At 71.9% G+C, this 22808-nt stretch carries 15 protein-coding genes and 3 tRNA genes; 12 read left to right on the forward strand and 6 right to left on the reverse strand.

Annotated elements, in window-relative coordinates:
• Positions 1-28: 28 nt before the first annotated feature.
• The 3 genes from CXR44_RS10455 to CXR44_RS10465 are packed head-to-tail and all read left to right on the forward strand — an operon-like array spanning position 29 to position 1765.
• Positions 29-709 (forward strand): GntR family transcriptional regulator, encoded by a 681-nt coding sequence (locus CXR44_RS10455; protein WP_180903297.1) that lies wholly within the window; start codon positions 29-31, stop codon positions 707-709.
• A gap of 9 nt (positions 710-718) precedes the next feature.
• Positions 719-1081, forward strand: a complete 363-nt coding sequence (locus tag CXR44_RS10460) for a DUF2203 domain-containing protein (protein WP_101784957.1) — start codon at positions 719-721, stop codon at positions 1079-1081.
• A 24-nt stretch (positions 1082-1105) separates the two neighbouring features.
• Positions 1106-1765: a CGNR zinc finger domain-containing protein gene (locus CXR44_RS10465; protein WP_245899048.1), complete on the forward strand. Its 660-nt coding sequence runs from the start codon at positions 1106-1108 to the stop codon at positions 1763-1765.
• 129 nt (positions 1766-1894) lie between these two features.
• On the opposite strand, the gene CXR44_RS10470 is transcribed toward CXR44_RS10465, so the two are convergent.
• A complete protein-coding gene (locus CXR44_RS10470; protein ID WP_245899049.1) occupies positions 1895-3184 on the reverse strand; it encodes an MFS transporter in 1290 nt (429 codons plus the stop codon).
• Between the two features lie 41 nt (positions 3185-3225).
• Between CXR44_RS10470 and CXR44_RS38855 the strand changes: the two genes are divergently transcribed.
• The 4 genes from CXR44_RS38855 (at position 3226) to CXR44_RS10485 (ending at position 14657) form a co-directional block, all read left to right on the forward strand.
• The gene (locus CXR44_RS38855) at positions 3226-3420 is read left to right on the forward strand and encodes a hypothetical protein (RefSeq protein ID WP_144069919.1); all 195 of its coding nucleotides are present in this window, start codon (positions 3226-3228) and stop codon (positions 3418-3420) included.
• Between the two features lie 91 nt (positions 3421-3511).
• Positions 3512-7648 (forward strand): LamG-like jellyroll fold domain-containing protein, encoded by a 4137-nt coding sequence (locus CXR44_RS10475; RefSeq protein ID WP_144069920.1) that lies wholly within the window; start codon positions 3512-3514, stop codon positions 7646-7648.
• A gap of 163 nt (positions 7649-7811) precedes the next feature.
• Entirely contained in the window at positions 7812-13856 is a 6045-nt protein-coding gene (locus CXR44_RS10480) for an RHS repeat domain-containing protein (RefSeq protein ID WP_144069921.1), read from the forward strand.
• Positions 13857-14027: 171 nt separating this feature from the next.
• On the forward strand, positions 14028-14657 hold the full coding sequence (locus tag CXR44_RS10485; protein WP_101784967.1) for an alpha-ketoglutarate-dependent dioxygenase AlkB: 630 nt from the start codon (positions 14028-14030) through the stop codon (positions 14655-14657).
• A gap of 74 nt (positions 14658-14731) precedes the next feature.
• On the opposite strand, the gene dusB is transcribed toward CXR44_RS10485, so the two are convergent.
• Positions 14732-15841, reverse strand: coding sequence for a tRNA dihydrouridine synthase DusB (gene dusB, locus CXR44_RS10490; protein WP_101784969.1), 1110 nt, complete (start codon positions 15839-15841; stop codon positions 14732-14734).
• 80 nt (positions 15842-15921) lie between these two features.
• On the opposite strand from dusB, the gene CXR44_RS10495 reads away from it, so the two are divergent.
• The 4 genes from CXR44_RS10495 (at position 15922) to CXR44_RS10510 (ending at position 16833) form a co-directional block, all read left to right on the forward strand.
• Positions 15922-16557, forward strand: a complete 636-nt coding sequence (locus CXR44_RS10495) for an ACT domain-containing protein (RefSeq protein WP_101784971.1) — start codon at positions 15922-15924, stop codon at positions 16555-16557.
• A gap of 41 nt (positions 16558-16598) precedes the next feature.
• Positions 16599-16670 (forward strand) — tRNA-Gly (locus CXR44_RS10500).
• 13 nt (positions 16671-16683) lie between these two features.
• Positions 16684-16757 (forward strand) — tRNA-Cys (locus CXR44_RS10505).
• A 1-nt stretch (position 16758) separates the two neighbouring features.
• Positions 16759-16833: transfer RNA gene (locus CXR44_RS10510), tRNA-Val, on the forward strand.
• A 267-nt stretch (positions 16834-17100) separates the two neighbouring features.
• Here the strand turns inward: CXR44_RS10510 and CXR44_RS10515 are convergent.
• Positions 17101-17595 carry a DUF2087 domain-containing protein gene (locus CXR44_RS10515; protein ID WP_180903299.1) on the reverse strand — a complete coding sequence of 165 codons (495 nt, stop codon included), beginning with the start codon at positions 17593-17595 and terminating at the stop codon, positions 17101-17103.
• 17 nt (positions 17596-17612) lie between these two features.
• On the opposite strand from CXR44_RS10515, the gene CXR44_RS10520 reads away from it, so the two are divergent.
• The gene (locus tag CXR44_RS10520) at positions 17613-18176 is read left to right on the forward strand and encodes a hypothetical protein (RefSeq protein WP_101784974.1); all 564 of its coding nucleotides are present in this window, start codon (positions 17613-17615) and stop codon (positions 18174-18176) included.
• 180 nt (positions 18177-18356) lie between these two features.
• Here the strand turns inward: CXR44_RS10520 and CXR44_RS10525 are convergent, their stop codons facing one another.
• Genes CXR44_RS10525 through CXR44_RS10535 form a run of 3 tightly spaced genes read right to left on the reverse strand, consistent with a single transcriptional unit; the run spans position 18357 to position 22718 of the window.
• Positions 18357-20855: a DEAD/DEAH box helicase gene (locus tag CXR44_RS10525; RefSeq protein WP_101784976.1), complete on the reverse strand. Its 2499-nt coding sequence runs from the start codon at positions 20853-20855 to the stop codon at positions 18357-18359.
• 41 nt (positions 20856-20896) lie between these two features.
• Positions 20897-21394, reverse strand: a complete 498-nt coding sequence (locus tag CXR44_RS10530; RefSeq protein ID WP_101785421.1) for a GNAT family N-acetyltransferase — start codon at positions 21392-21394, stop codon at positions 20897-20899.
• Between the two features lie 46 nt (positions 21395-21440).
• Positions 21441-22718, reverse strand: coding sequence for an acyltransferase family protein (locus CXR44_RS10535; RefSeq protein WP_101784978.1), 1278 nt, complete (start codon positions 22716-22718; stop codon positions 21441-21443).
• Between the last annotated feature and the right edge of the window lie 90 nt (positions 22719-22808).

Genomic DNA, 22808 nt, shown 5'->3' on the forward strand with positions numbered 1-22808 from the left:
GGTTTTGTTCGATGATTGTCTGGCGCTTGTGAACGACGCCGTTGCCGATCTCGAGCGTGACCGCACCCGGCTGGGGCGCAGCAGCACCGCCGAGCGCGTGGCCGACATCCTCCGCGACCGCATCAGCGAGGGCTTCTTCACGCCCGGCCAGCGCCTGTCCGAGGAGTCGATCTCCGAGGCGCTCGGGGTGTCGCGCAACACGCTGCGCGAGGCGTTCCGGCTGCTCGGCCACGAACGGCTCCTGGAGCACCGGCTCAACCGCGGCGTGTTCGTCCGGATGCTGTCCGCCGAGGACGTCGCCGACCTCTACCGGGTGCGCCGCGTCATCGAGGGCGCGGCCGTGCGCCGCGCGCTCACCCCCGACCAGCTCACCCTGATCGAGGCCGCCCTCGCCGACGCCGAGCGGGCCGCCGAGCGGGACGACTGGCAGGGCGTCGGCACCGCCAACATCCGCTTCCACCAGGCGCTGGTGAGCCTCAACGGAAGCCCCCGGCTGGACGAGGCGATGCGGCAGCTCCTGGCCGAGCTGCGCCTGGTGTTCGCCGTCATGCGTAACCCGCGCGCGTTCCACGAGCCGTTCGTGGAGCGCAACCGGCGCCTGCTGGAGCTGCTGCGGTCCGGCCGTTCGGAGGAGGCCGCCGCCTACCTCGACGGCTACCTCGACGAGGCCGAGAAGCAGCTGACGCGCGCCTACGAGCCGAACGGGTAGCGTGCCGCCATGGACAGGCTGTTCACCGTGGACGAGGCCCGTGCGCTGCTGCCCTCGATCGTCGCGGACGCCCGCGCGCTGATCGCCGCGCGCGCCGACATGACGCAGCTCGCCCACGACCGGCGCACCGCCGGCACGTCGCCGCTGGGCGGCATCCCCGAGCTGAAGGCGCTGGAGGCCCGCATCGAGGACCTCCTGAGCGGCTGGGCGCGTCAGGGGATCGAGGTGAAGGGCGTCGCCCCCGTCCTGCTCGACTTCCCGGCCGTGCTCGACGGGGCCTCGGTCCGGCTGTGCTGGATCGAGGGCGAGACCGAGCTGCGCTGGTACCACCGCACCGAGCTGGGCTTCGCGGGCCGCCGCCCGCTGCCGTAGCCGCGCCCGGCGTACGCTGCGGGGGTGAGCGTGCACTCGACCCGGGCGATGGCCGAGCGGGCCGTCGACCTGTGCGTGGCCCTGCTGTACGAGGAACCGTCGGCCGAGTCGGTGGCCCGGCTGCTGCGCGCCCACGGCGAGCGGGCCGTCGCCGAAGGCGAGCCGGCGGAGGACGCCGGAGACTCGCGGGCGGAAGTCATGCCGGTGGAGGGTGTGCGGGCCGAGGGTGTGCGGGCCGAGGGTGTGCGGGCCGAGGGTGTGCGGGCGGAGGTCGCGCGGGCGGAGGTTGTGCGGGCCGACGACGTGGCGGCGATGCGGGAGGCGGCGGGGCGGCTGGTCGAGGTGCTGGCCGCACCCGGCACGGACGCCGCCGCCGGGCTGCTCAACCGGATCCTCGCCGACACGGCCCGGCCGCCCCGGCTGACCAGCCATGGTGGCGCCTCCCCCTGGCACGTGCACGTGGACGCCCATGACGACGTGCCGTGGGCGGAGTGGTTCCTGGCGTCGTCGGCCATGGCGCTGGCCGTCCTGCTGGCCGACCACCAGCGGGTGCCCGGCGGGCTGTGCGCCTCGGCCGGGTGCCGGCGGCCCTACCTCGACCTCGGGGGAGGCAGCCCGCGCCGCTTCTGCGGCACCCGCTGCGCCACCCGCGAACGCGTGGCCGCCCACCGGGCCCGTGCCTGACTCATGGGGCTGACGGAATGATCCCTGGTGAGCTGCGGACAAGGGCGTCTCGCCCGTGCCGCACACCGGGATCGCACGGGAGTGCCCGCCGCGGGAGCGCGGCCCCCGGCATCCCGCCGGCCGCGAGCGTCAGCCTGCCGCGCTCGTCCCGGACGGTTCGCGCAGCCGGCCACTTGGACGCGACAGCAGCCGGTACACCCCGGCGGCCAGCACCTGGAGCATCGCCCCGGCCAGCAGGGCCGCCCCGAGGTCGTACGCGGCCAGCGGGCCGGCCAGCGCGGCGCCACCGGCGTACGAGGTGATCTTGAGGCTGGCTCCGGTGGTGAAGATCTGGCCGCGCAGGCGCGGCGGCGCCTCCCGGTGCCGCACCGCCAGCAGCGCTGTGAGCTGCGGCCCCTCCGCCGCTCCCGCCAGCGCGGCGGCGAGCACCGCCAGCGCGAACGGGCCGCCGGTGTGCGCGACCCCGGCGGCCAGAGCCATGGCCGCGCCCAGGAGCAGCGTCGAACCCGCCAGGACGGTGTCGGGCCGCGGCTCCCAGCGCCGCAGCCGCGCTGCCGCCGTGTTCGCGGCGAGCGCGGCGGCCGCCGTCACCGCCAGCAGCAGCGCCCCGTACGACGCCTCGCCCGTCAGTTCGGCGCCGAGCAGCGGCGTGCCGACCACCAGCACGGCGACTCCGCAGAAGGAGACCATGGAGGTGGCGGTCGCCCGCCTCAGGGACGCGTTGCGCGCGATGGCGCCGAACCCGGCGGCGAGCTCCCGGCGCAACGCCGCCCCACCCGCCGCCGTCCCACCCGCCGCCGCGCCGGTCGTCGTCGTGTCGTCCGTCGCCGCTCCGTCCGATGCCGCGCCGTCCGTCGCCGTCGCGTCCGATGCCGTGGCGTTGCCCGGGGCGGGAGTGGGGCGGCGGGGTGGGAGCGTCCATGCCGGAGGGACCGCCGCGAGCAGGAGCGCGGCCGACACCAGCACGGCCGTCTGCCCGCTCGTGGCCGCGGCGACCGCGGCCACCGCCGCGGGGCCGACCAGGCCCGCCACGTTGTAGCTGATCGCGTCCAGCGCGTTGGCCCGCGCCAGCCGGTCCGGCGGGACGACGAGGGGCAGCTGGGAGGTCCATCCGCCGGTGAGCGCCGGCCCCAGCAGCCCCGCCAGCGCGGCGACGGCGACCAGCGCGGCGTCGGGCAGCCGCCCCAGCCCCAGGAGCACGGCGAGCAGGCCGGCGGTGTAGCCGAGCAGGCACCAGCCCACCATCCGGCCCGGCCGTCCGGCCCGGTCGAGCAGCGCCCCGAGCAGGGGTCCGCCGACGGCCGCCGAGGCGGTCAGGCCCGCCAGCAGCCACGACCCCGGAACGGGGGACCCGCTCAGGGCGAGCCCCGCGAGGAGCAGGGCGGGACCGGACATCTCGTCACCGGTGCGCGCTGCCACGGCACCGACCATGTAACGGCTCAACACGAAGGAGACGTTACATGGTTGAAGTCGTCGCGGCACCGCAGGGGCCCACGATCAAGAAGTGCCCGTCGAGGGATCGGCAGGATGACTGGCGGGAAAAACGCGGTCAATGGCAGCTTCCAGCCTTGGCGCCCCTGATCCGAGTGGGAGATCATCGAACAACGGATCGGGCTGAAAACGGGTTCAGCCAAGGTAAGACACTCGATGTCTGACGAGCATGTGGCTGCCTTCCAGCTGGGCCGATCAGAAGCCGCTTCGTCAGCTCGCGTCATTTGTCGATGAATCGTTGAATCAGAGGCGAGCGTGCGAAGGTTACTCGTCCGCAGCTTTGTGCTGCTGTCGGTTCTGCAGGGAATGCCGGTCTTCCCCGCCGCGGCGCAGTCGGTGGCGCTGACCGCCGAGGAGCAGGCGATGGTCACCGGGAAACCGGTGGAGGTGATGTCCCAGCGTACGGAGCGCGCCCAGGTGTTCGCGCAGCCCGACGGCTCCTACAAGATGGAGCAGTCGGCCGAGCCGGTGCGGGTCCGGCGGGGACGGGACTGGGTTGACGTCGACACGACCGTGAAGGCCCGCCAGGACGGCCGCGTCGCGCCCGCGGCCACCGTCACACCGACGCTCTACTCCGGTGGCGGCACGGCCGCCTTGGCGGAGTTCGGTGCCGGCGCCGATCGGCTCGTGCTGCGCTGGCCCACGGCGCTTCCCACGCCCGAGCTCGACGGCCACAAGGCGATCTATCGCGAGGTGCTGCCGGGCGTCGATCTGCATCTGGAGACGTTCAAGCAGGGCTTCGGCTACGCGTTGATCGTCAAGAATCGCGCCGCCGCGCGTGATCCGGCGCTGCGCGACATCCGCATCCCGGTCGAGGGCCTGACGGTGAAGACCGAGAAAGGCGTGCGGACCGCCGTCACCGCGGCCGGGAAGGCGATCTTCCAGTCGCCCACCTCCGTGGTGCAGGACTCCCGGCCGGACGGCGATCCCGGCACCCGCCGCGGCCACTCGGCCATCACCTCCTCCGGGGACGAGATCGTGATCACGCCCGACACCGGAATCCTGGACGACCCGGACGCCGGGTTCCCGATCCGGATCGCCGAGCAGTGGTGGCCCGTCGGCCAGTTCGGCTGGACGTCGGTGTACGCGCAGTATCCGCATGACTCCTACTGGAACGGCGCCAACATGGGCAGCGACATGCGCGCTCGCGCCGGCTACTCGGGCGACTGGGACTGGCCTCCGGTCACCGTCCGCTCCTTCTACCACTTCGACCTGCGCTCCATGCGGGACAAACAGGTCCTCGGCGCCGAGCTGAACATCCTCGGCGGGTATTCGGCGACCTGCGCCAACAGCACCTACTGGCTGGCGCACTCGGACGGCGTCTGGAGCGGTACGACGTGGGCCAACCAGCCCGGCACCGGACACACCCAGGAACGCTGGGAAAGCGGCTTCGGACGGACCGGCTGCGGTGCCCGGTGGGTCGGCTGGGACGTCGGCTCCGACGTGGCGTGGTCCAACGCGAGGACGGACCACGTGACGTTCCGGCTCAGCGGCCCGGAGAACGACAAGTACGGCTGGCGCAAATGGGACACCACGTCCCAGGGCGAGCACCCGAAGCTGATCGTCAGGTTCAACCAGTACCCGCACACCCCGGGCGAGCTGACCGCAGCACCGAAGCCCGGCTGTGCCTACGCCCCGGACGAGCCGTACGTCACCACGACGACACCGACGGTCAAGGCGCGACTCGACGACCCGGACGGAGGCAGGCTGACGGCGGTCTTCGAGTTCTGGAACTCGGGAGGGTCCGCGCCGCTGCACGAGGCCGTGGTCGGCGAGCAGGAATCGGGCTCGCAGTTCCAGGTGACCGCCCCGGCCGGCCTGTACCGCGACGGCTCGCGGATCTCCTGGCGCGTCAAGGCCAGAGACCCCCATGGCGCCGAGTCCCCCTGGACCCGCTGGTGCGAGATCAGCGTCGACACCACGGCGCCGGACCGCAAGCCGACGGTCTCGTCGACCGACTATCCGGAGGGCGTGTCGAGCGGGGCGCCCGGCAAGTCCGGCCGGTTCCTCTTCGACGCCGCCGGCCTGGCGGACGCCGCCGGGTTCCGCTACCGGGTCAGCGGGCAGGGCTGGAAGTCCGTTCCGGCGGTGAACGGTTCCGCCTCCGTGGACATCGCGCCCACGACGGCCGACCCCATCCGGCTCGACGTCACCATCGAGGACAGAGCCGGCAACGTCGGGCAGGACAACGAGCTCCGGCCCGAGCTGAGCAACGTCCGCCGGTACGAGATCCGGGTCAACGGCCCCACGCCTCCCGCCGGCCACTGGCGGCTGGAGGGGCAGCATCTCGACACCGAGGTCAGGGACTCCACCGGTGACCACCCGGGCTCCTTCCCCGCGGGCAAGGCCCTGTGGACCAAGGGCAGGGCCGGCCGGGCCCTGGACTTCTCCGGCGCCGCCGGCTCGTACGTGAGCACGCGCAACGGTCCCGCCCTCGACACCACCGCGAGCTTCACGGTCAGCGCCTGGGTGCGGCTGGACACCGATCCGGGCAGCCGGTGGGTGACCGCGGTCAGCCAGGACGGGGGGCACGTCAGCCGCTTCGCGCTGCAGTACAAGGGCGAGAGCACCCGCAGATGGGCGTTCTCCATGATGTCGGAGGACTCCACGACGCCTCGGATCGACTCGGCCGTCGCGATGGACGATGGCTTCCTGCCGCGCGTCGGCGTGTGGACGCACCTGTCGGGCACCTACGACGTGACCGCGAAGAAGATCCGGCTGTACGTCAACGGCCTGCTCGCCGGTGAGAGCCCGCACGACGGGTTCTGGGGGAGCGCCGCGCCGAAGTCCCTGCAGATCGGGCGCGGCATGTGGGCCGACACCATCGGCGACTACTGGCCGGGAGCGATCGACGAGGTGAAGGTCCACGACCGCGCCCTGTCCGACGTCCGGATCGACAACGGCCCCTCGGAACTGGACGCGCTCGCCCAGACCTCGCTGCAGGAGGCGGTGTTCGCCTTCGACGAGGGGTCGGGCGTCACGACCCACGACGCGACGGGCAACCCGCGCGTCGCGGCCCTCCCGGCCCGGTCCTGGACGACGGGCCGGGACGGCACGACCGGGTTCGCGATGGACAGCACCTACGAGGGAAGCGACCACGTGGTCGCCGACGGGCCGGCCGTCCGGACCGACGACAGCTTCACGGTGTCGGCCTGGGTGAGACCGGCGAAGCTCGCCAGAGGCGTCCGTACGGTCGCGGCGCAGTCGGGCAGCGTCATGAGCGGCTTCTTCCTGCAGTACCGCTGGGGGGAGGGTGAGGCGGCCCCGTCGTGGCAGTTCGTCGTGCCGGACGCCGACAGCGGCACGTCGGCCCGGCCGCAGGTCACGTCGACCGAGGCGGTCCATGACGGCGCGTGGACGCATCTGGCCGCGGTCTACGACGAGTCGGTGCCCGAGCTGCGGCTGTACGTCAACGGCGCGCAGAGCGGCGCGCCGCGGGCCGTGCCCGCCGCGAAGTGGAACGCCGCGGGCGCGTTCCAGATCGGCCGCGCCCTGTACCTGGGCAGGAACGTCGACCCGTGGGTGGGGGCCATCGACGAGGTGCGCGTCCACAGCGGGGTGCGCAGTGCCGGGGAGATCGACGCGGAGGCGAGCTCGCCGCTGCCCGACCGGAGCCGGCTGCCCGCGCACGGCCGTTTCATCGACCTGCGCGGCGATCACCGCAGCGGCAACGGGCCGATGCCGGTGGAGTACCGCAGGGAGAACACGCTCGGCTTCTACGCGCCGCCCGGCACGCCGGGCACGCACATGCTCTACAGCTGCGTCTCCGTCACCGCCAGCGGGAGCTTCAACGGATTCACCTCGAGGTCGCCGGACTGCGAGGGCCACAAGTCGCTCGGGCCGCTCGGGCCGGTCTACAGCAGCCCGCCGCCCGGCATCACGCCCAGAAAGGTGACCCGGTGCAAGGTCCGCGACGGCTGGCAGGAGCACTTCGACTCGGTCACCGCCGACTGCGAGGGCCACACCGTCGAGGGGGAGCTCGGCTACGTGCTGCCGTACACGCTGCTGTCGAGCTACCGGACCTTCGACGGCCCGGCGGACCGGAGGAGTGACGTGGGCAACGTGCCGGCCCTGTACCAGGTGCGGCGCGATCTCATCGCGCTTCGCTCCGGCGACGTGACCGGGCTGATCCCTCTCCACCTGTGCCGCTCGGGGACGGACACCTACGCCTCGAACGATGCAGCGTGCGGCAGCGACCAGGCCGAGCGGCTCAAGATGCTCGGCTGGATCTGGCCGCGGCGGCCCGACGATCCCGCCGCGCAGGAACTGTTCAGCTGCGCCGACATCGGCCAGATCAGGGAGCGGTTCGAATCGACCGACCCCGACTGCGAGGGGCAGGAGGTCCTCGGGTCGCTCGGCTTCGGTCTCGACCCCGCCCGCATCACCGGGTAAGCCCGCCCTCCGGCGAGGAACGGGCCCGATGGACCACCCACTACGGGGGGCCCACCGAGCCCGACCATCGCCTTCCACGACCCGCCATCCGATGACGCCACGCCGTCGGCCACAGATCCGTGCCGTCGCGGGGTTCGTCCAAGCCTTACGGAAAAGGGATCAGATGCGATCTTCACCTGTCGGAAGGGCGCTCGGCCTGGCCGCGACGCTCTGGATCTCCCTGGTGGTGGCCTTACCGGCCACCGCCACCGCGGTGGCGGACAGACCGCCAGGCGATCCGGCGCCGCTGAGCCGGGCAGCGGACGTCGACGGCAAGACCCTGGCGGTCCCGGCCAAACCCGCCGATCCCGCGTGGGAGGGCCGGCTGCGAGGCAGGACGGAGGTGAGGTGGCCGGCGCCCGCCGCTGCCGAGGTCGAGCTGGAATCGGCGGCCAAGGCCATGCGCGTCGGCGTGTCGCCGGTGGCCGTCCGCGCCGCCACGTCCGACCGGAACGGCGCCCCCTCGCCCGCGAAGGTGCATGTCAACCTGTGGGACCGAGCGGCCGTGGAGAGCGTGGGAGCACGCGGGCTGGTCGTGGACGTGCGCCGTACGGACGGCAAGCCCGGCAACGGACCGGTCGATCTCGAACTCGACTACTCCGGCTTCCGGCGGGCGTTCGGCGGCGACTTCGGCGCCAGGCTCAGGGTCGTCGCGTTGCCCGCCTGCGCGCTCACCGACCCGGACAAGCCCGAATGCCGCCGGCAGACCCTCGTCCCGACCCGCAACGACGCCAGGGCCGGCAAGGCCTTCGCACGCGTCACGGCTGCGACGGACGGAGCGGTGTACGCCCTGGACCCCGCCCCCGAGGGCCAGACCGGCGACTACAAGGCGACCTCGCTGTCACCGTCGATGCAGTGGGCGGCCGGCGGCAACAGCGGCAGCTTCACCCTGTCGTACCCGCTGCCCGCGCCCGCGGTGCCGGGCGGGCTGGTACCCGAGTTCGCGTTGTCGTACTCCTCGGGCAGCGTGGACGGCCGGACGGCGTCCACCAACAACCAGGTCTCCTGGGTCGGCGAGGGCTGGTCCCTGTGGTCCGGCTACGTCGAATGGCGATTCAAGGGATGCGCCGACGACGGCGTCACCGGTCAGGACACCGGCGACATGTGCTGGGCCGGTGACCACGCCTCGATCGTCTTCGACGGCAAGGCGTCCGAACTGCTCTACGACAGCGGCCGCAGGGTCTGGCGGCTCAAGGACGATGACGGCTCGCGCGTGGAGCAGGTGTCCGGCGTGGGCAACGGCGATCACGACGGCCAGTACTGGCGGGTCACCACCACCGGGGGCACGCAGTACTACTTCGGCCGCAAGCCGGAGACCCACTCGACCTGGACCGTGCCGGTGTTCGGCAACAACGCCGGCGAGCCGTGCAACAACGCCTCCGGCTTCGGCGCCTCCTGGTGCCAGCAGGCGTGGCGCTGGAACCTCGACCACGTCGTCGACCGTGCCGGCAACACCATCACCTACTTCTACGACAAAGAGATCAACCACTACGGCCTGAACATGGCGCAGGCCAAGGTCGCGTACACCCGCGGCGGGACCCTCGACCGCGTCGAGTACGGCTCCCGCGCCGGCGTGCCGGCCACCGCGATGGTGGACTTCGAGAGCGCCGACCGCTGCCGGACGGGCGCCGACTGCGCCGAGCACACCAAGGAAAGCTACCCGGACGTCCCCTACGACCAGGAGTGCACGGACGCCACCTGTTCGGGGAAGGTCTCCCCGACATTCTGGAGCACCAAGCGGCTGGCCAAGGTGACCACGTCGATCGGCGGGAAGCCGGTCGACTCCTGGACCCTGGAGCAGGGCTTCCCCCTGACCGGTGACTCGTCGGATCCCGCGCTCTGGCTGCAGAAGCTGACCCGGGTCGGCCTCGCCGGAGGCCGGCAGACCACCATCCCGCCGATCGAGTTCCGCGGCACGCCCGAACCGAACCGGGTCAACACGCCGGAGGACGGGCTGCTGCCGATGCAGAAGTACCGCATCCACACGGTCTACAACGAGAGCGGCGGGCGCACCGAGATCAACTGGGCGCCGGACGACTGCCCGGCGAGCGGGCTGGCCCAGCTCGCACCGGAGGCGAACGCGCTGCGCTGCTTCCCGGTGCGCTGGACGCCGAAGGGAGCCGAGGCGAAGAACGACTGGTTCCGCAAGTACGTGGTCGCGGAGGTCAACGCCGACGAGCGCGTCGGAGGCGGGAAGATCGAGAAGACGTCCTACCACTACTTCGGCGGCGGCGCCTGGCACTACAACGACGACCCCATGCAGAAGCCGGAGAACCGGTCCTGGACGCAGTGGCGCGGCTACGGCCTGGTCAGGGTTCGTACCGGTGACCCGGCGTCCGAGCCGGGGGTGCGGCAGACGGAGAAGGAGTACCGCTACTTCCGCGGGATGCACGGCGACCGGCTCAACCGCGACGGCGGCAGCAGAACCGCCAAGGTCGCGGACTCGACGACCGCCGAGCACGAGGACTCCGACGGCCTGCAGGGGTTCCTGCTGGAGGAACGCACGCTCGACGGGGTGAACGGCCCCGAGGTCAGCGGCACGCTGAACCTGCCCTACCGGGTGAACACCGCCGGCCAGGGCACCGCCCACGCCTACGTGGTCAAACCGGCCAGGACGCTCGGCCGCACCACGCTCGCGGCCGGCGGGGTCCGCAGGTCCGAGATCGGCTACACCTACGACGACGACCACAGGGTCAGGACGGTCAACGACCTCGGCGACGTCGCGGAGGCCGATGACGACCGGTGCACGACGACCGCCTACGCGAAGAACCGCGACCTGTGGATTCTCGACCTGCCCAGCCAGGTCACGACCGTCGGCGCCGCCTGCGGCACGACTCCCACGTTCCCGCGTGACGCCATCTCCGACGAGCGCATCCACTACGACGGCCAGGCGCTGGGCGCGGCGCCGACCGCCGGGTTCGCCACCAGGAAGGAGCGGCTCAAGGACTACGTCGACGGTGAGCCGGTCTACGTTCTCGACGCGCAGACCACCTACGACGCCTACGGCCGGCCGCTGACGGTCACCGACGCGCTGGGCAGGACCGACGCCACGACCTACGATCCGGAGACAGGTCCGCCGACGACGGTCCTCACCAGAGATCCGGCATGTGACACGGCCGCGGAGCCCGCGACGGACCCGGCGTGCAACACCAGGACGACGGCCCTGATGGATCCGGCGTTTCCCGAACCGCTGTCCACGACGGACATCAACGGCCGCAGGACCGAGATGACCTACGACGGGCTCGGCCGCCTCACCGCGGTGTGGATGCCGGGCCGGACCAAGGGGCAGGACAGCCCCCACACGCGGTTCACCTACAACATCCGTAACGACGGCGCCAGCTCCGTGGCGACGGAGTCGTTGCAGGCCGGGCTCAACACCCGGACCTCGTACGTGCTCCTCGACGGCTTCCTGCGGCCGAGACAGACCCAGGAACCGGCGTGGCTGGAGGGCGGACGCACCGGCAGGGTCATCACCGACACCTTCCGCGACACGCGCGGTCTCGAGGTCAAACGCAACGGCGAGTACTTCGACGGACAGGCGGCGAACGGCAACCTCTTCGCCCCGACCTCCGGAGACGCGCAGATTCCCTCGCAGAGGGTGCTGACCTACGACGGCGCCGGCCGGGAGGTCAGGTCCGAGCTGCACAGCCAGGGCCGGCCGCTCTCCAGCACGTGGGTCACCACGACCGAGCACCGCGGGGACCATACCGTGGTCAGGCCTCCCAAGGGCGGCACACCGACCATGACGTTCAAGGACGCCCGGAACCGGACGACCGAGCTCCACCAGCTCAACACTCTGGCCGGGCAGCCCGGGGTCATCACGAAGTACGCCTACGACAAGGCGGGCCGTCTGACGGCGCTCACCGACCCGGCGGGCAATCAGTGGACCTACCGCTACGACGTGCGCGGCCGGCGGATCGAGGCCAGAGACCCGGACAAGGGCACGTCCACGATGGAGTACGACGACGGGGACCAGCTGATCCGACGGACGGACGCCCGCGGCCGGAGCATCACGTACAGGTACGACGAACGCGGCCGCGAGTACGAGACCATCGCGACCCGCACGGGATCGGACACCGCAACGACATTGACCAAGAAGACGTACGACACGGTGCCGGGCGCGCGGGGACAGCTCGCCTCCAGCACCCGGTTCGTCGACGGCCGGCCGTACAGGACCGAGATCGTCGGCTACGACGCCGCCTACAACGTCACCGAGAAACTGATCACCATCCCGGCCGCCGAGCCGGGACTCGCCGGCACCTACCGCTCCAAGGCGACCTACGGCCCCGAAGGATCGCTGACCTGGGAGAACGTGCCGAGGCTCGGCGGCGACCTGGGCGGTGAGGAGATCAACTACCGCTACGACGACTTCGGCAAGCTGAGCTTCGTCGGCAACGACACCCACAGCTACGTCGGTTACACGCGCTACACCGAGTTCGGCGAAGTGGAGATGATCCGCCGCGGCGTGGTCAACAACGAGGCGTGGACGCTCAAGGACTACGCCCCCGCGACACGGCGGCTGTCCCAGATCGCCGTGGAGACGCGCAAGGTCGTCGGCGCCCAGCCGGACATGCGCTACACGCACGACGAGGAAGGCAACGTCACCAAGCTGGTGACGACCGTCCCCGGGCAGCGGACCGACCGGCAATGCTTCGGCTACGACTACCTCAGGCGGCTCACCGAGGTGTGGACGGCCGGCAGCACGACCACCGACGACTGCGCGCTCGCCGCGGGCAGCACCGTCGACGGTCCGGCGCCCTACTGGACGAGCTACCGCTACGACGCGATCGGCAACAGGGAGACCGAGACCGAGCACGGTCTCGCCGGCGCCAGCGACACGGTACGCCGGTCCGACTACCCCGCCACGGGCCAGCCTCGCCCGCACGCGCCGTTGCAGGTGACCACGACCGGTCCGGCGGGTACGAGAACCGACGCCTTCGGCTACCACGAGACGGGCTCGACCAGGACCCGGCCAGGGCCTGGCGGCACGGCCCAGACCCTGGACTGGGACGAGGAGGACCGCCTGGCGTCCACCTCGGCCGGGACGAGCTCCGTCTACGAACCAGACGGAGACCTGCTGATCAGCCGGGACGGCACCGGCTCCACCCTGTACCTGGACAGCGGCGAGGTCCGCTGGGACCAGGCGACCGGCCGGCGGACCGGCACCCGCTACTACAGGCACAACGGCGAAGTGATCGGCATGCGGACCGCCACGGCGCTGACCTGGTTGGCACAGGACCACAACAGCAGCGACGTCGCCGCGATCGACGCGACCACCCTGCAGGTCGTCCACCGGCGGCTGGATCCGTTCGGCAAGCAGCGCGGGCAGGCGCCGGCCGGTTGGCCGTCGAGCCGCGGGTTCGTCGGCGGCATCGCCGAGCCGGCGACCGGGCTGACCAAGCTGGGCGTGCGCGACTACGACACGTCGGGCGGCAAGTTCCTCTCGGTGGATCCCCTGCTGGATCCGGGCACGCCCGAGCACCTGAACGCGTACTCGTACGCCAACAACACGCCGGTGACGCTCAGCGATCCCGACGGGCGGATGCCTCAGGGCCCGATGTGCCCCGACGGCGAATGCGACCACGGGTACGGCCCGCCGAAGCGCGAGCGCAACCCCGCCACCCACTACAACCCGGTACCGCCGCCCTGGCGGCCGCCGCCCGCGCCGCGCTACCCCGTCAACACGAACAAGGCGAACTGCCCGGACGGGGTGGCTCCCTGCCGTGGCGCGATCGGCTCGAAGCCGCTTGTGCCGCAGCCCGCCGCCACGCCACCCGCTCAGGACCACGGCTGCATGACCGTCGAGCGGTACGAACTCAGCCTCTGCGTGTCACGCCACAGCGAAGGCGACAAAACGATCGAGAGATACACGCTGAAGAGTCCCCGCGGGGAGATGTGGCGTGAGACGACCACACTCCCGGGCGGCGCTCAAGTCATCTGCCGAAGCGGCAGCGAACGCTGCACGGCCAAGGCGCCCTACAAGAAGGTGGTCAACACGGACTGTGTGAAGGAGGCCGCGGAGCTCACCGGATCGAGCCTGGGACTCGTCGGCGGCGTCATGGCGATGTCGAGCGGGCATCCCGGGGCGGTCATCGGCGGAGGGATCGCCGCCCTGGGCGGTGGGCTCACCATTTCCGGAGGCGTCATCGGAGTCGTCCAGGAGTGTTGACCCCCTGCATGCCGTGACACCCGGCATGGGCTGCCTGTAGGCGCCGGCCCGATGCCAGGATCCTCGACAGGTCACCCGGCCCGGGCATGCGCTCCTGCGCACGCCCGGGCCGCTGCCGAAGGCGAACCCTGGGTCGAATGGGTGTTTGAAGCATCGCCTACACTCGGCGACATGAAGGCCGTTTTCCAGCCGTCACTGCTCGACCTCGATCACGGCATCGCCCTCGGCCCGCTCGGTGACACGGTCGAGCGGACGGTCCTCGGCCAGGGGGCCTGGATCGACGCGCGGCCCGGCTGGCTGACGGGTGCCGACGTCGTGTTCGAGCGGCTCGCCGAGGGTGTGCCGTGGAAGGAGGAGCGGCGGTGGATGTACGACAAGGTCGTCGACGTGCCCCGGCTGCTCAAGTTCTACGACGAGGGTGAGCGGCTGCCCGACCCGGTGCTCGACGACGCCCTGGAGGCGCTCAACGCCCACTACCTCGACGAGCTGGGGGAGCCGTTCCGCACGGCCGGGCTGTGCTTCTACCGTGACGGCCGCGACAGCGTCGCCTGGCACGGCGACACCATCGGCCGGGGCAGCACCGAGGACACCATGGTCGCGATCCTCTCGCTCGGCACCCCGCGCTCCCTGCTGCTCCGCCCGCGCGGCGGCGGCCACTCGATCCGCCGCGATCTCGGCCACGGTGACCTGCTCGTCATGGGCGGCAGCTGCCAGCGCACCTGGGAGCACGCCATCCCCAAGACGAGCCGGCCCACCGGGCCACGCATCAGCGTCCAGTTCCGGCCGCGCGGCGTGCGCTGACACCCGTACGCGTGGTGTGCGGACCTGCTGGTGTGCGCTGGGACCCGCGCCGCGCCGGGCGGCGGGGGCGACCGTCAGCCGCCCGAGATGTCCGACTCGGCGTCGGCCGGCACGGCGCAGTCCCACGGGTCGTCGAGCCAGCCGTCGGGCAGCAGCACCTTGGCGCGCTCGCCCGACTTGCCGCGCGGGGTGTCGGTGTTGGGCGGCCACGGCTGGTCGTGCTCCAGCTTCGCCAGCCCCGCCCGCAGGCCGTCGAGCGACTCGGCCGTGGCCAGCTCGCGCCGCAGCTCGGCGCCCACCGTGAAGCCCTTGAGATACCACCCCACGTGCTTGCGGAAGTCGGCCACCGCGTACCGCTCGACGTCGAAGCACGCGGCCAGCCCCTCGGCGTGACGGGCCATCACCGCCGCCACCTCGCCCAGCGTCGGCCGGGCCCGCTCCGAGGAGCCGTCGAAGGCGTGCTCCAGATCCGCGAACAGCCACGGCCGCCCCAGGCAGCCCCGCCCCACGACGACGCCGTCGCAGCCGGTCTCGGCCACCATGCGCAGCGCGTCGTCGGCGCACCAGATGTCGCCGTTGCCCAGCACCGGGATCTCGGACACGGCCTCCTTCAGCCGGGCGATGGCGTCCCAGTCGGCCACCCCGCCGTAGTGCTGCCGCGCCGTGCGGGCGTGCAGGGCGACCGCCGCGACGCCCTCCTCGGCCGCGATGCGGCCCGCGTCGAGGTAGGTCAGGTGGTCGTCGTCGATGCCCTTGCGCATCTTCATCGTCACCGGCAGCGGGCCGGCGTTGGCCACTGCCTCGCGCAGGATCCGCCGCAGCAGGTGCCGCTTGTACGGCAGCGCCGAGCCGCCGCCCCGCCGGGTCACCTTGGGCACCGGGCAGCCGAAGTTGAGGTCGATGTGGTCGGCGAGGTCCTCCTCGACGATCATCGCGACCGCGCGCCCCACCGTCACCGGGTCCACCCCGTAGAGCTGGATGCTCCTCGGCGTCTCCGACTCGGCGAATCTGATCATCCGCAGCGTCTTGGGGTTGCGCTCGACCAGCGCGCGCGTCGTGATCATCTCGCACACGAACAGCCCGGCGCCCTGCTCGCGGCAGAGCACCCGGAACGGCGCGTTCGTGATGCCCGCCATCGGCGCCAGCACCACCGGCGGCCACACCTCGATCGGCCCAATCTTCACCCGTTCAGTTGTAGCGCAGGTCCGGCTCCTACCGGTATTCGCCGATAGGCTGGGAGCGGCATCTGCGCAGGGAGGGATGGATGCTCCTACGTGTCCGCATCACGCTGCCCGACCGCCCGGGTTCGCTGGCCCAGGTGACCCGGGTCCTCGGCACGGCCGGAGCCGACATCACCCAGGTCACCGTGCTCGACCGGGGAGAGGGCCGGGCGGTCGACGACCTCACCGTGTTCTGCCCCGAGGGCACGCCCAAGGAGACCCTGGTCAAGGGCCTGCTCGGCGTCGAGGGCGTGTCGGTCGAGGGCGTCTGGAGCACCCGCGAGGCGCCGGGCACCTACCCCGAGCTGGAGATACTCAAGTACATCACCACGGCCGGCGACCGGGCGCTGACCACGCTCGTCGACTCGCTGCCGGTGCTGTTCAGCGCCGACTGGGCCGCCACGGCCGCCGAGCACGGCGTCGTCTACGCGAGCTGGCGGGCGCCCCAGAAGGTGCCGCTGCCCGACGGCGTCCCCGCCCGGCCGACGGCCGCCACGCTGGAGGGGGGCCTGCACGTCATCCACGCCCCGCTGCCGCCGCTCGCGCTCACCCTGCTGCTGGCCCGCTCCGAGGGGCCCGCCTTCCACCGCATCGAGGTCCACCGGCTCACCCGCATCCTGGAGATCTTCCTGAGCCTGCCCGCGACCGAACGCAGCGTGGCGCGACAGCTCCGCAAGTGAGCATCCGCTCGGAAAACCCGCTAGAGTGGACGGGCGACAACGCGGAAGTGGCTCAGTGGTAGAGCATCACCTTGCCAAGGTGAGGGTCGCGGGTTCGAATCCCGTCTTCCGCTCGGAGTTCGGCACGGTGGAGTGGCCGAGAGGCGAGGCAGCGGCCTGCAAAGCCGTCCACACGGGTTCAAATCCCGTCTCCACCTCCAAGGACGATTAGCTCAGCGGGAGAGCGCTTCCCTGACACGGAAGAGGTCACTGGTTCAATCCCAGTATCGTCCACCACGCTCCATGGCAGATCAGGTCTGACCTGGTCAACGGAGACAGAGCCCCAGCTCACGGCGTCCGCCGGAGTCTGGGGCTTTCTTGTCGTTCCGGGCCGCTCACACCTCTTGAAGGCGTGCGGTGAACGCTCCTGAAGGCGTCTGGTGAACGCTTCCTGAAGGCGCGCGGTGGACGCGGGCCGGGCACCGGGCGGGTTGCCGAGGCGCCGTCCGCTGTCCGCCCGGCGCCTGGGAGGATCTTCGGCGCCGGGCGTCAGGGGCTGTCCGGTCACACGTCGACCGGGCCGCCGGTGCGCCAGTAGAAGCCGTCCTCCCGCGACAGCAGCAACTCGTCCACCAGGTAGCGGCGCAACGCCGCATAGTCGTCATGGAAGGCGCGCAACGTCACGTTCACGTCCTTCTCCGGGTAGCGCACGCCCGGCTCGAACGCCCGCGAGACGTAGCGCAACACCACCAGCCGCTTCTCCCGTCGCACCGGGATCGCTCGCAGCCGCCCGTCCACCAGGAAGGTGCGCAGCAGCCGCTCCTCCTCGCTCACCGGGGCGGGCGGCTCGGCGAGCCCCTTCAGCAGCTCGCGGAACCGCTCGGGCCGGGCCCGCCACGCCCCGTCCGGGCCGCGCTCCGCCAGCCCGCCGCCCGCCAGCCGGTCGAGCGCCTTCGCCGGCCGCTCGCCGTCCACGCCGAGCAGTAACGCGGCGAACGCCCGCACCGTGTCGTCCTGTGACAGCAGGCCGAGGACCCGCCGGATCTCCTCATCGCTCATTCGTACTATTTTGAGCCATGGTCATCTCTCTCCTGTTAGCCGCCGCCGTCTCCATCCCCAGCGGCTTCCTCCTGTACGACAAGGCCGCCACGGTCAAGGACGACGACCCCGAGACCTCCTGGGCGGTGAGCCGCCAGACCTCCGCCCCGCTCGTCGTCAACCCGTGCGAACGCCCCAAACTCGGCCAGACCGGCCGCACCGCGGCGCGCACGATCGTCTACACGGCCGTGCCCGACTTCTCCAGGTCCGAGCAGGTCATCCTCTACACGTCGGAGTCCGCCGCCCGCAGGGCCGTCAAGGAGCTGCGCGCGGCCGTGGGCTCCTGCCGGATCAGCGGCTACCGCTACAGCGCCGGCACCGTCAAGCTGGGCGACGAGGCGCTGACCGTCACCGGGCAGAGCTACCAGGGACGGCGGCCCGCCATCGGCGGCGAGCGCGCCGTGGTCGCCCGCCGCGCCAACGCCCTCGTCGTCTACACGCAGGCAGGGGAGTGGGGCAAGCCCGCCAAGGGCGACTTCGCCCGGCAGTCCAAGGACGCCCAGCGCATGCTCGGCAAGATCTGCGCCATCGCCTCCTGCTAGCCACGCCCTCCACCACCCCGGTCCTGATCGAATGTCTCGATCTTGAGACATGGCCATGACGCGACGCGGACGTTGCGTGGCGAGCATGAATAGAGACAGCCGCGTGCCGGGACGTCCTTGCCAGTCCGTTCCGGCACACGGCTATCTTCATGTCCGGGCACCCGTCCCCGGGCGCCCCGCCTACAGCCGGTTGAGGCCGGTGACGTGCAGGACCGCCCGGCCCTCCTCGTCGGAGGCGGCCAGGTCCACCTGGGCGTCGATGCCCCAGTCGCCGTCGCCCGCCGGGTCCTTGATCGTCTGGCGGACCCGCCACAGGCCGCTCTCCTCCTCGATGCGCAGCAACGCCGGGCCGCGCGCGTCGGCGCCGGTGAGGATCTCCTCGTGCTCGTCGTAGTAGGCGTCGAGCGCCGCACCCCAGTCGACGTCGGGGGCCAGCTCGGCCAGCTCCTCCTCCTTCTCCAGGGCGCACAGCTCCACCAGCCGGAACATCGCGTTGCGCACCAGCACCCGGAACGCCCGCGCGTTGCCGGTGACCGGCCGCACCCTGGCCTCCAGCTCCTCCTGGCGCTCCAGCGCCTCGGCCGGGTTGGCGAGCTTCTCCCACTCGTCGATCAGCGACGAGTCGACCTGACGGACCAGCTCGCCCAGCCACTCGATCAGGTCGACCAGGTCGTCGGTCTTGCGGTGCTCGGGCACCGTCCGCGACAGCGTCCGATAGGCGTCGGCGAGGTAGCGCAGCACCGTGCCCTCCGAGCGGGCCAGCTCGTAGAACTGGATGTACTCGCTGAACGTCATCGCCCGCTCGTACATGTCGCGCACCACCGACTTGGGGCTGACCGTGTAGTCACCCACCCACGGGTGGCCCCGCCGGTACGTCTCGTACGCGCCGAGCAGCAGGCTCTCCAGCGGCATCGGGTACATGACCTCCGCCAGCGCCTCCATGCGCTCTTCGTACTCGATCCCGTCGGCCTTCATCTGCGCGACGGCCTCACCGCGCGCCTTCTTCAGCTGGGCCGACAGGATCTGCCGCGGGTCGTCGAGGATCGACTCGACGATCGACACCATGTCCAGCGCGTAGCTCGGCGACTCCACGTCGAGCAGGTCGAAGGCGGCCAGCGCGAACGTCGACAGCGCCTGGTTGAGCGCGAAGTCCTCCTGCAGCTCGATCGTCAGCCGGGCCCGCCGGCCCTGCTCGTCGGCCTCCTTGAGCTGCTCCACGATGCCGCCGGCGAGCAGCGACCGGTAGATGGCGATGGCCTGGCTGATGTGCCGCCGCTGCCACTTGCGGTCCTCGTGGTTGTCGGTCAGCAGGTGCTTCATCGCCTGGAAGCAGTCACCCGGCCGGTTGATCACCGCGAGCAGCATCGCGTTGCTCACCTTGAACCGCGAGTTGAGCGGCTCGGGCTCGGCCGTCTGCAGCTTCTCGAACGTCTCCTGGCTCCAGCCGACGAACCCCTCCGGCGGCTTCTTGCGCGCGTAGCCGCGCCGCCGCTTCGGGTCGTCACCGATCTTGGCCAGGGCCTTGGCGTTCTCGATGTCGTGCTCCGGCGCCTGGCAGGCGACGTAGCCGATCGTGTCGAACCCGGCGCGCCCGGCCCGGCCGGCGATCTGGTGGAACTCGCGGGCCCGCAGCCGGCGCACCTTGTTGCCGTCGTACTTCGACAGGGCGGTGAACAGCACGGTCCTGATCGGCACGTTGACGCCGACGCCCAGCGTGTCGGTGCCGCAGATGACCTTCAGCAGGCCGGCCTGGGCCAGCCGCTCCACCAGGCGGCGGTACTTCGGCAGCATGCCCGCGTGGTGCACCCCGATGCCGTGGCGGACCAGCCTGGACAGGGCCCGGCCGAAGCGGGTGGTGAACCGGAACCCGCCGATCATGGCGGCGATGGCCTCCTTCTCGGCCTTCGTCGCCATGTTGATGCTCATCAGCGACTGCGCCCGCTCCATCGCGGCGGCCTGCGTGAAGTGCACCACGTACACCGGCGCCTGGCCGGTGCTGAGCATCTCCTCCAGCGTCTCGTGCAGCGGCGTCATCCGGTAGGAGTAGACCAGCGGCACCGGCCGCTCGGCGTGCTTGACCACCGCCGTCGGCCGGCCGGTGCGCCGGGTCAGGTCGCGCTCGAACATGGCGACGTCGCCCAGCGTGGCCGACATCAGCACGAACTGCACCCCCGGCAGCTCCAGCAGCGGCACCTGCCACGCCCAGCCCCGGTCGGGCTCGGCGTAGAAGTGGAACTCGTCCATGACGACCTGGCCGATGTCGGCCTGGGCGCCGTCGCGCAGCGCCACGTTGGCCAGGATCTCGGCGGTGCAGCAGATGATCGGCGCGCCCGGGTTGACGCTCGCGTCGCCCGTCATCATGCCGACGTTCTCGGTGCCGAAGACCGCGCACAGGTCGAAGAACTTCTCCGAGACGAGGGCCTTGATCGGCGCGGTGTAGAAGGTGCGCACGTCCCGGGTCAGCGCGGCGAAGTGCGCGCCGGCCGCCACCAGGCTCTTGCCGGAGCCGGTCGGCGTGGCGAGGATCAGGTTGCTGCCGGAGACGACCTCGATGAGGGCCTCCTCCTGGGCGGGATAGAGCGTGAGCCCCCGCTCGGAGTTCCAGGCGACGAACGCGTCGAAGATGGCGTCCGGATCGGCGTCGATCTCTTCTGGCAGGCGGTCGATGAGAAGGCTCACATGCCTATCCTGCCGAAGAATGAGACGTGGTCGAACCGGCTCTACCCCAGGGCGCGCTGCAGGAGCACCGTGTCGATCCAGCGGTCGTGCTTGAGACCGACGCTCCGCAGCCGCCCGGCCTGCTCGAATCCGAACGCCGCGTGCAGCCGCAACGACGCCGGGTCGCCGCCGTCGGCCACCACCGCGACCATCTGCCGGGCGCCGGCCCGCCCGGCCCGGTCGATCACCTCGCCGAGCAGCAGCCGACCCAGCCCCCGTCCCGTCGCGCCGGGGGCGAGGTAGACGGTGTCCTCGACGGTGTGCCGGTAGGCGGGCTTGGGCCGGTACGGGCCCGCGTAGGCGAACCCCGCCACCTCACCCTCGTCCTCCACCACCAGGAACGGCAGGCCCGCCCCGGCGATCGCGGCCCGCTTGGCCCGCCACTCCTCCACCGGTGGCGGCGTCTCGTCGAACGTGGCCACGCTGGTCTCGACGTAGTGGGCGTAGATGGCGGCGACGCCGGGCAGGTCGGCGTCGGCCACGGGGCGCAGCTTCGTCATGCGCCCCATTGTGCCGAGACTTCGTGACGGGCGCTTTTCCGGGTCCTCACCGCACGTCCCGGCGGCTGCCGGGCAGCGTCATTAGCAGGCCGCCGGCGACCGCGGCGGCCCCGGCGACGGGCGCCACCCCCGGCGCGAACCCGGCCACGGTCAGCGTCAGCAGCCCGCCGCCGGTCAGCACGGCCGCCGCCACCGCCACCGGCCACCCCGCCCGCCCGTACGGCAGCGCCGGCGGCTCCTCGAACCGGCCGAACGCCCGCAGCAGCGGCCACATCACCAGGCACAGCGCGCCGAACCACAGCGGCCACCCGGCGAACCACCCGGACGAGAACGGCTGCGGCGTGCCGGCTCCCAGCCCCACCACGACCACCCCGGTCACCGCGAACAGCGCCGGCATGTGCCACAGGTACACCGTCATGACGCGCGGGCCCGCCCAGGAGAGCAGCCCGCGCAGCGGCAGGCGCAGCAGCCACGGCCGCAGCAGCGACGCCAGGCCGATCTGGCCGGCGGCCACCGCCAGCATGGCGAGCGTGGGCGGCGCCATGTTGGACAGCTCGGCGCCGGGCAGGCCGATCATGCTGCCCGGGTACGGCCCGGCCCACACCAGCAGCGCGGCGGCGCCGAACCCGGCAGCCGCCATCGTCCCCGGCCGGGTCAGCCTCCCCTCCGCGTACAGGAAGCCGGCCTGGTGCACGGCCAGCCAGACGAACACGATGTTGAGATAGCCGAGCGCGTCCCAGCCCGCCGCGAACCGCACCACGTCCGTCGCCACCGCGCCGGCCGCCAGCACGGCGGGCACCCGCCAGCCGTGCCGCGCGTGCAGGCGCGCCATCCACGGCGTGGCCACCACGGCGATCAGGTAGACGGCGAGGAACCACAGGAGCTGGCCGGTCAGCCGCGCTCCCGTCTCCAGCGGCTGCGCCGGCACGCCCAGCGCCGCCAGCGCATGCGGGAGCGGGATCCACACCGCCGCCAGCGGCAGCAGCGGCCAGGCCAGGCGGCGCAGCCGCGCCAGCACCCAGCGCGGCGCGCCGCCCCCGGCCCGGCCGAAACTGATCGCGCCCGCCGCCCCGCCCGCGAAGAACACCAGCGGCATCACCTGGCTGAGCCACGTCACCACCCACACCCCCGGCGTCGCCAGCACGTTGCCCGTGGTCAGCGCGGCGCCGTCGAAGGCCAGCACCGGGATCGTCCAGTGCTGCACCACCACGAGCACCATGCCGAACACCCGCAGCAGGTCGATGAACGGGTCCCTGGCGGCCACCGGCGAGGGGCGTGCCGGCGCCCGCCGTAGGGGAGGCGGGGGAGCGAGCAGGGCGGTCATGGGGGGCCTCGATTCGTCGGGAACGCGATGCCCCCAGGCTTCCGGCACGAGGGCCGCGGCACAGTGCCGTGAGCCGCCGTCTCGCGGTCA

This window comes from Nonomuraea indica, from assembly GCF_002850745.1.
Classification (GTDB): domain Bacteria; phylum Actinomycetota; class Actinomycetes; order Streptosporangiales; family Streptosporangiaceae; genus Nonomuraea; species Nonomuraea indica.

Coding starts and splice junctions, on each gene's coding strand:
- CXR44_RS10460 (WP_101784957.1), top strand. CDS start 719: ATGGACAGGCTGTTCACCGTGGACGAGGCCCGTGCGCTGCTGCCCTCG.
- CXR44_RS38855 (WP_144069919.1), top strand. CDS start 3,226: ATGGTTGAAGTCGTCGCGGCACCGCAGGGGCCCACGATCAAGAAGTGC.
- CXR44_RS10480 (WP_144069921.1), top strand. CDS start 7,812: ATGCGATCTTCACCTGTCGGAAGGGCGCTCGGCCTGGCCGCGACGCTC.
- CXR44_RS10485 (WP_101784967.1), top strand. CDS start 14,028: ATGAAGGCCGTTTTCCAGCCGTCACTGCTCGACCTCGATCACGGCATC.
- CXR44_RS10495 (WP_101784971.1), top strand. CDS start 15,922: ATGCTCCTACGTGTCCGCATCACGCTGCCCGACCGCCCGGGTTCGCTG.
- CXR44_RS10515 (WP_180903299.1), bottom strand. CDS start 17,595: ATGAGCGATGAGGAGATCCGGCGGGTCCTCGGCCTGCTGTCACAGGAC.
- CXR44_RS10520 (WP_101784974.1), top strand. CDS start 17,613: ATGGTCATCTCTCTCCTGTTAGCCGCCGCCGTCTCCATCCCCAGCGGC.
- CXR44_RS10530 (WP_101785421.1), bottom strand. CDS start 21,394: ATGACGAAGCTGCGCCCCGTGGCCGACGCCGACCTGCCCGGCGTCGCC.
- CXR44_RS10535 (WP_101784978.1), bottom strand. CDS start 22,718: ATGACCGCCCTGCTCGCTCCCCCGCCTCCCCTACGGCGGGCGCCGGCA.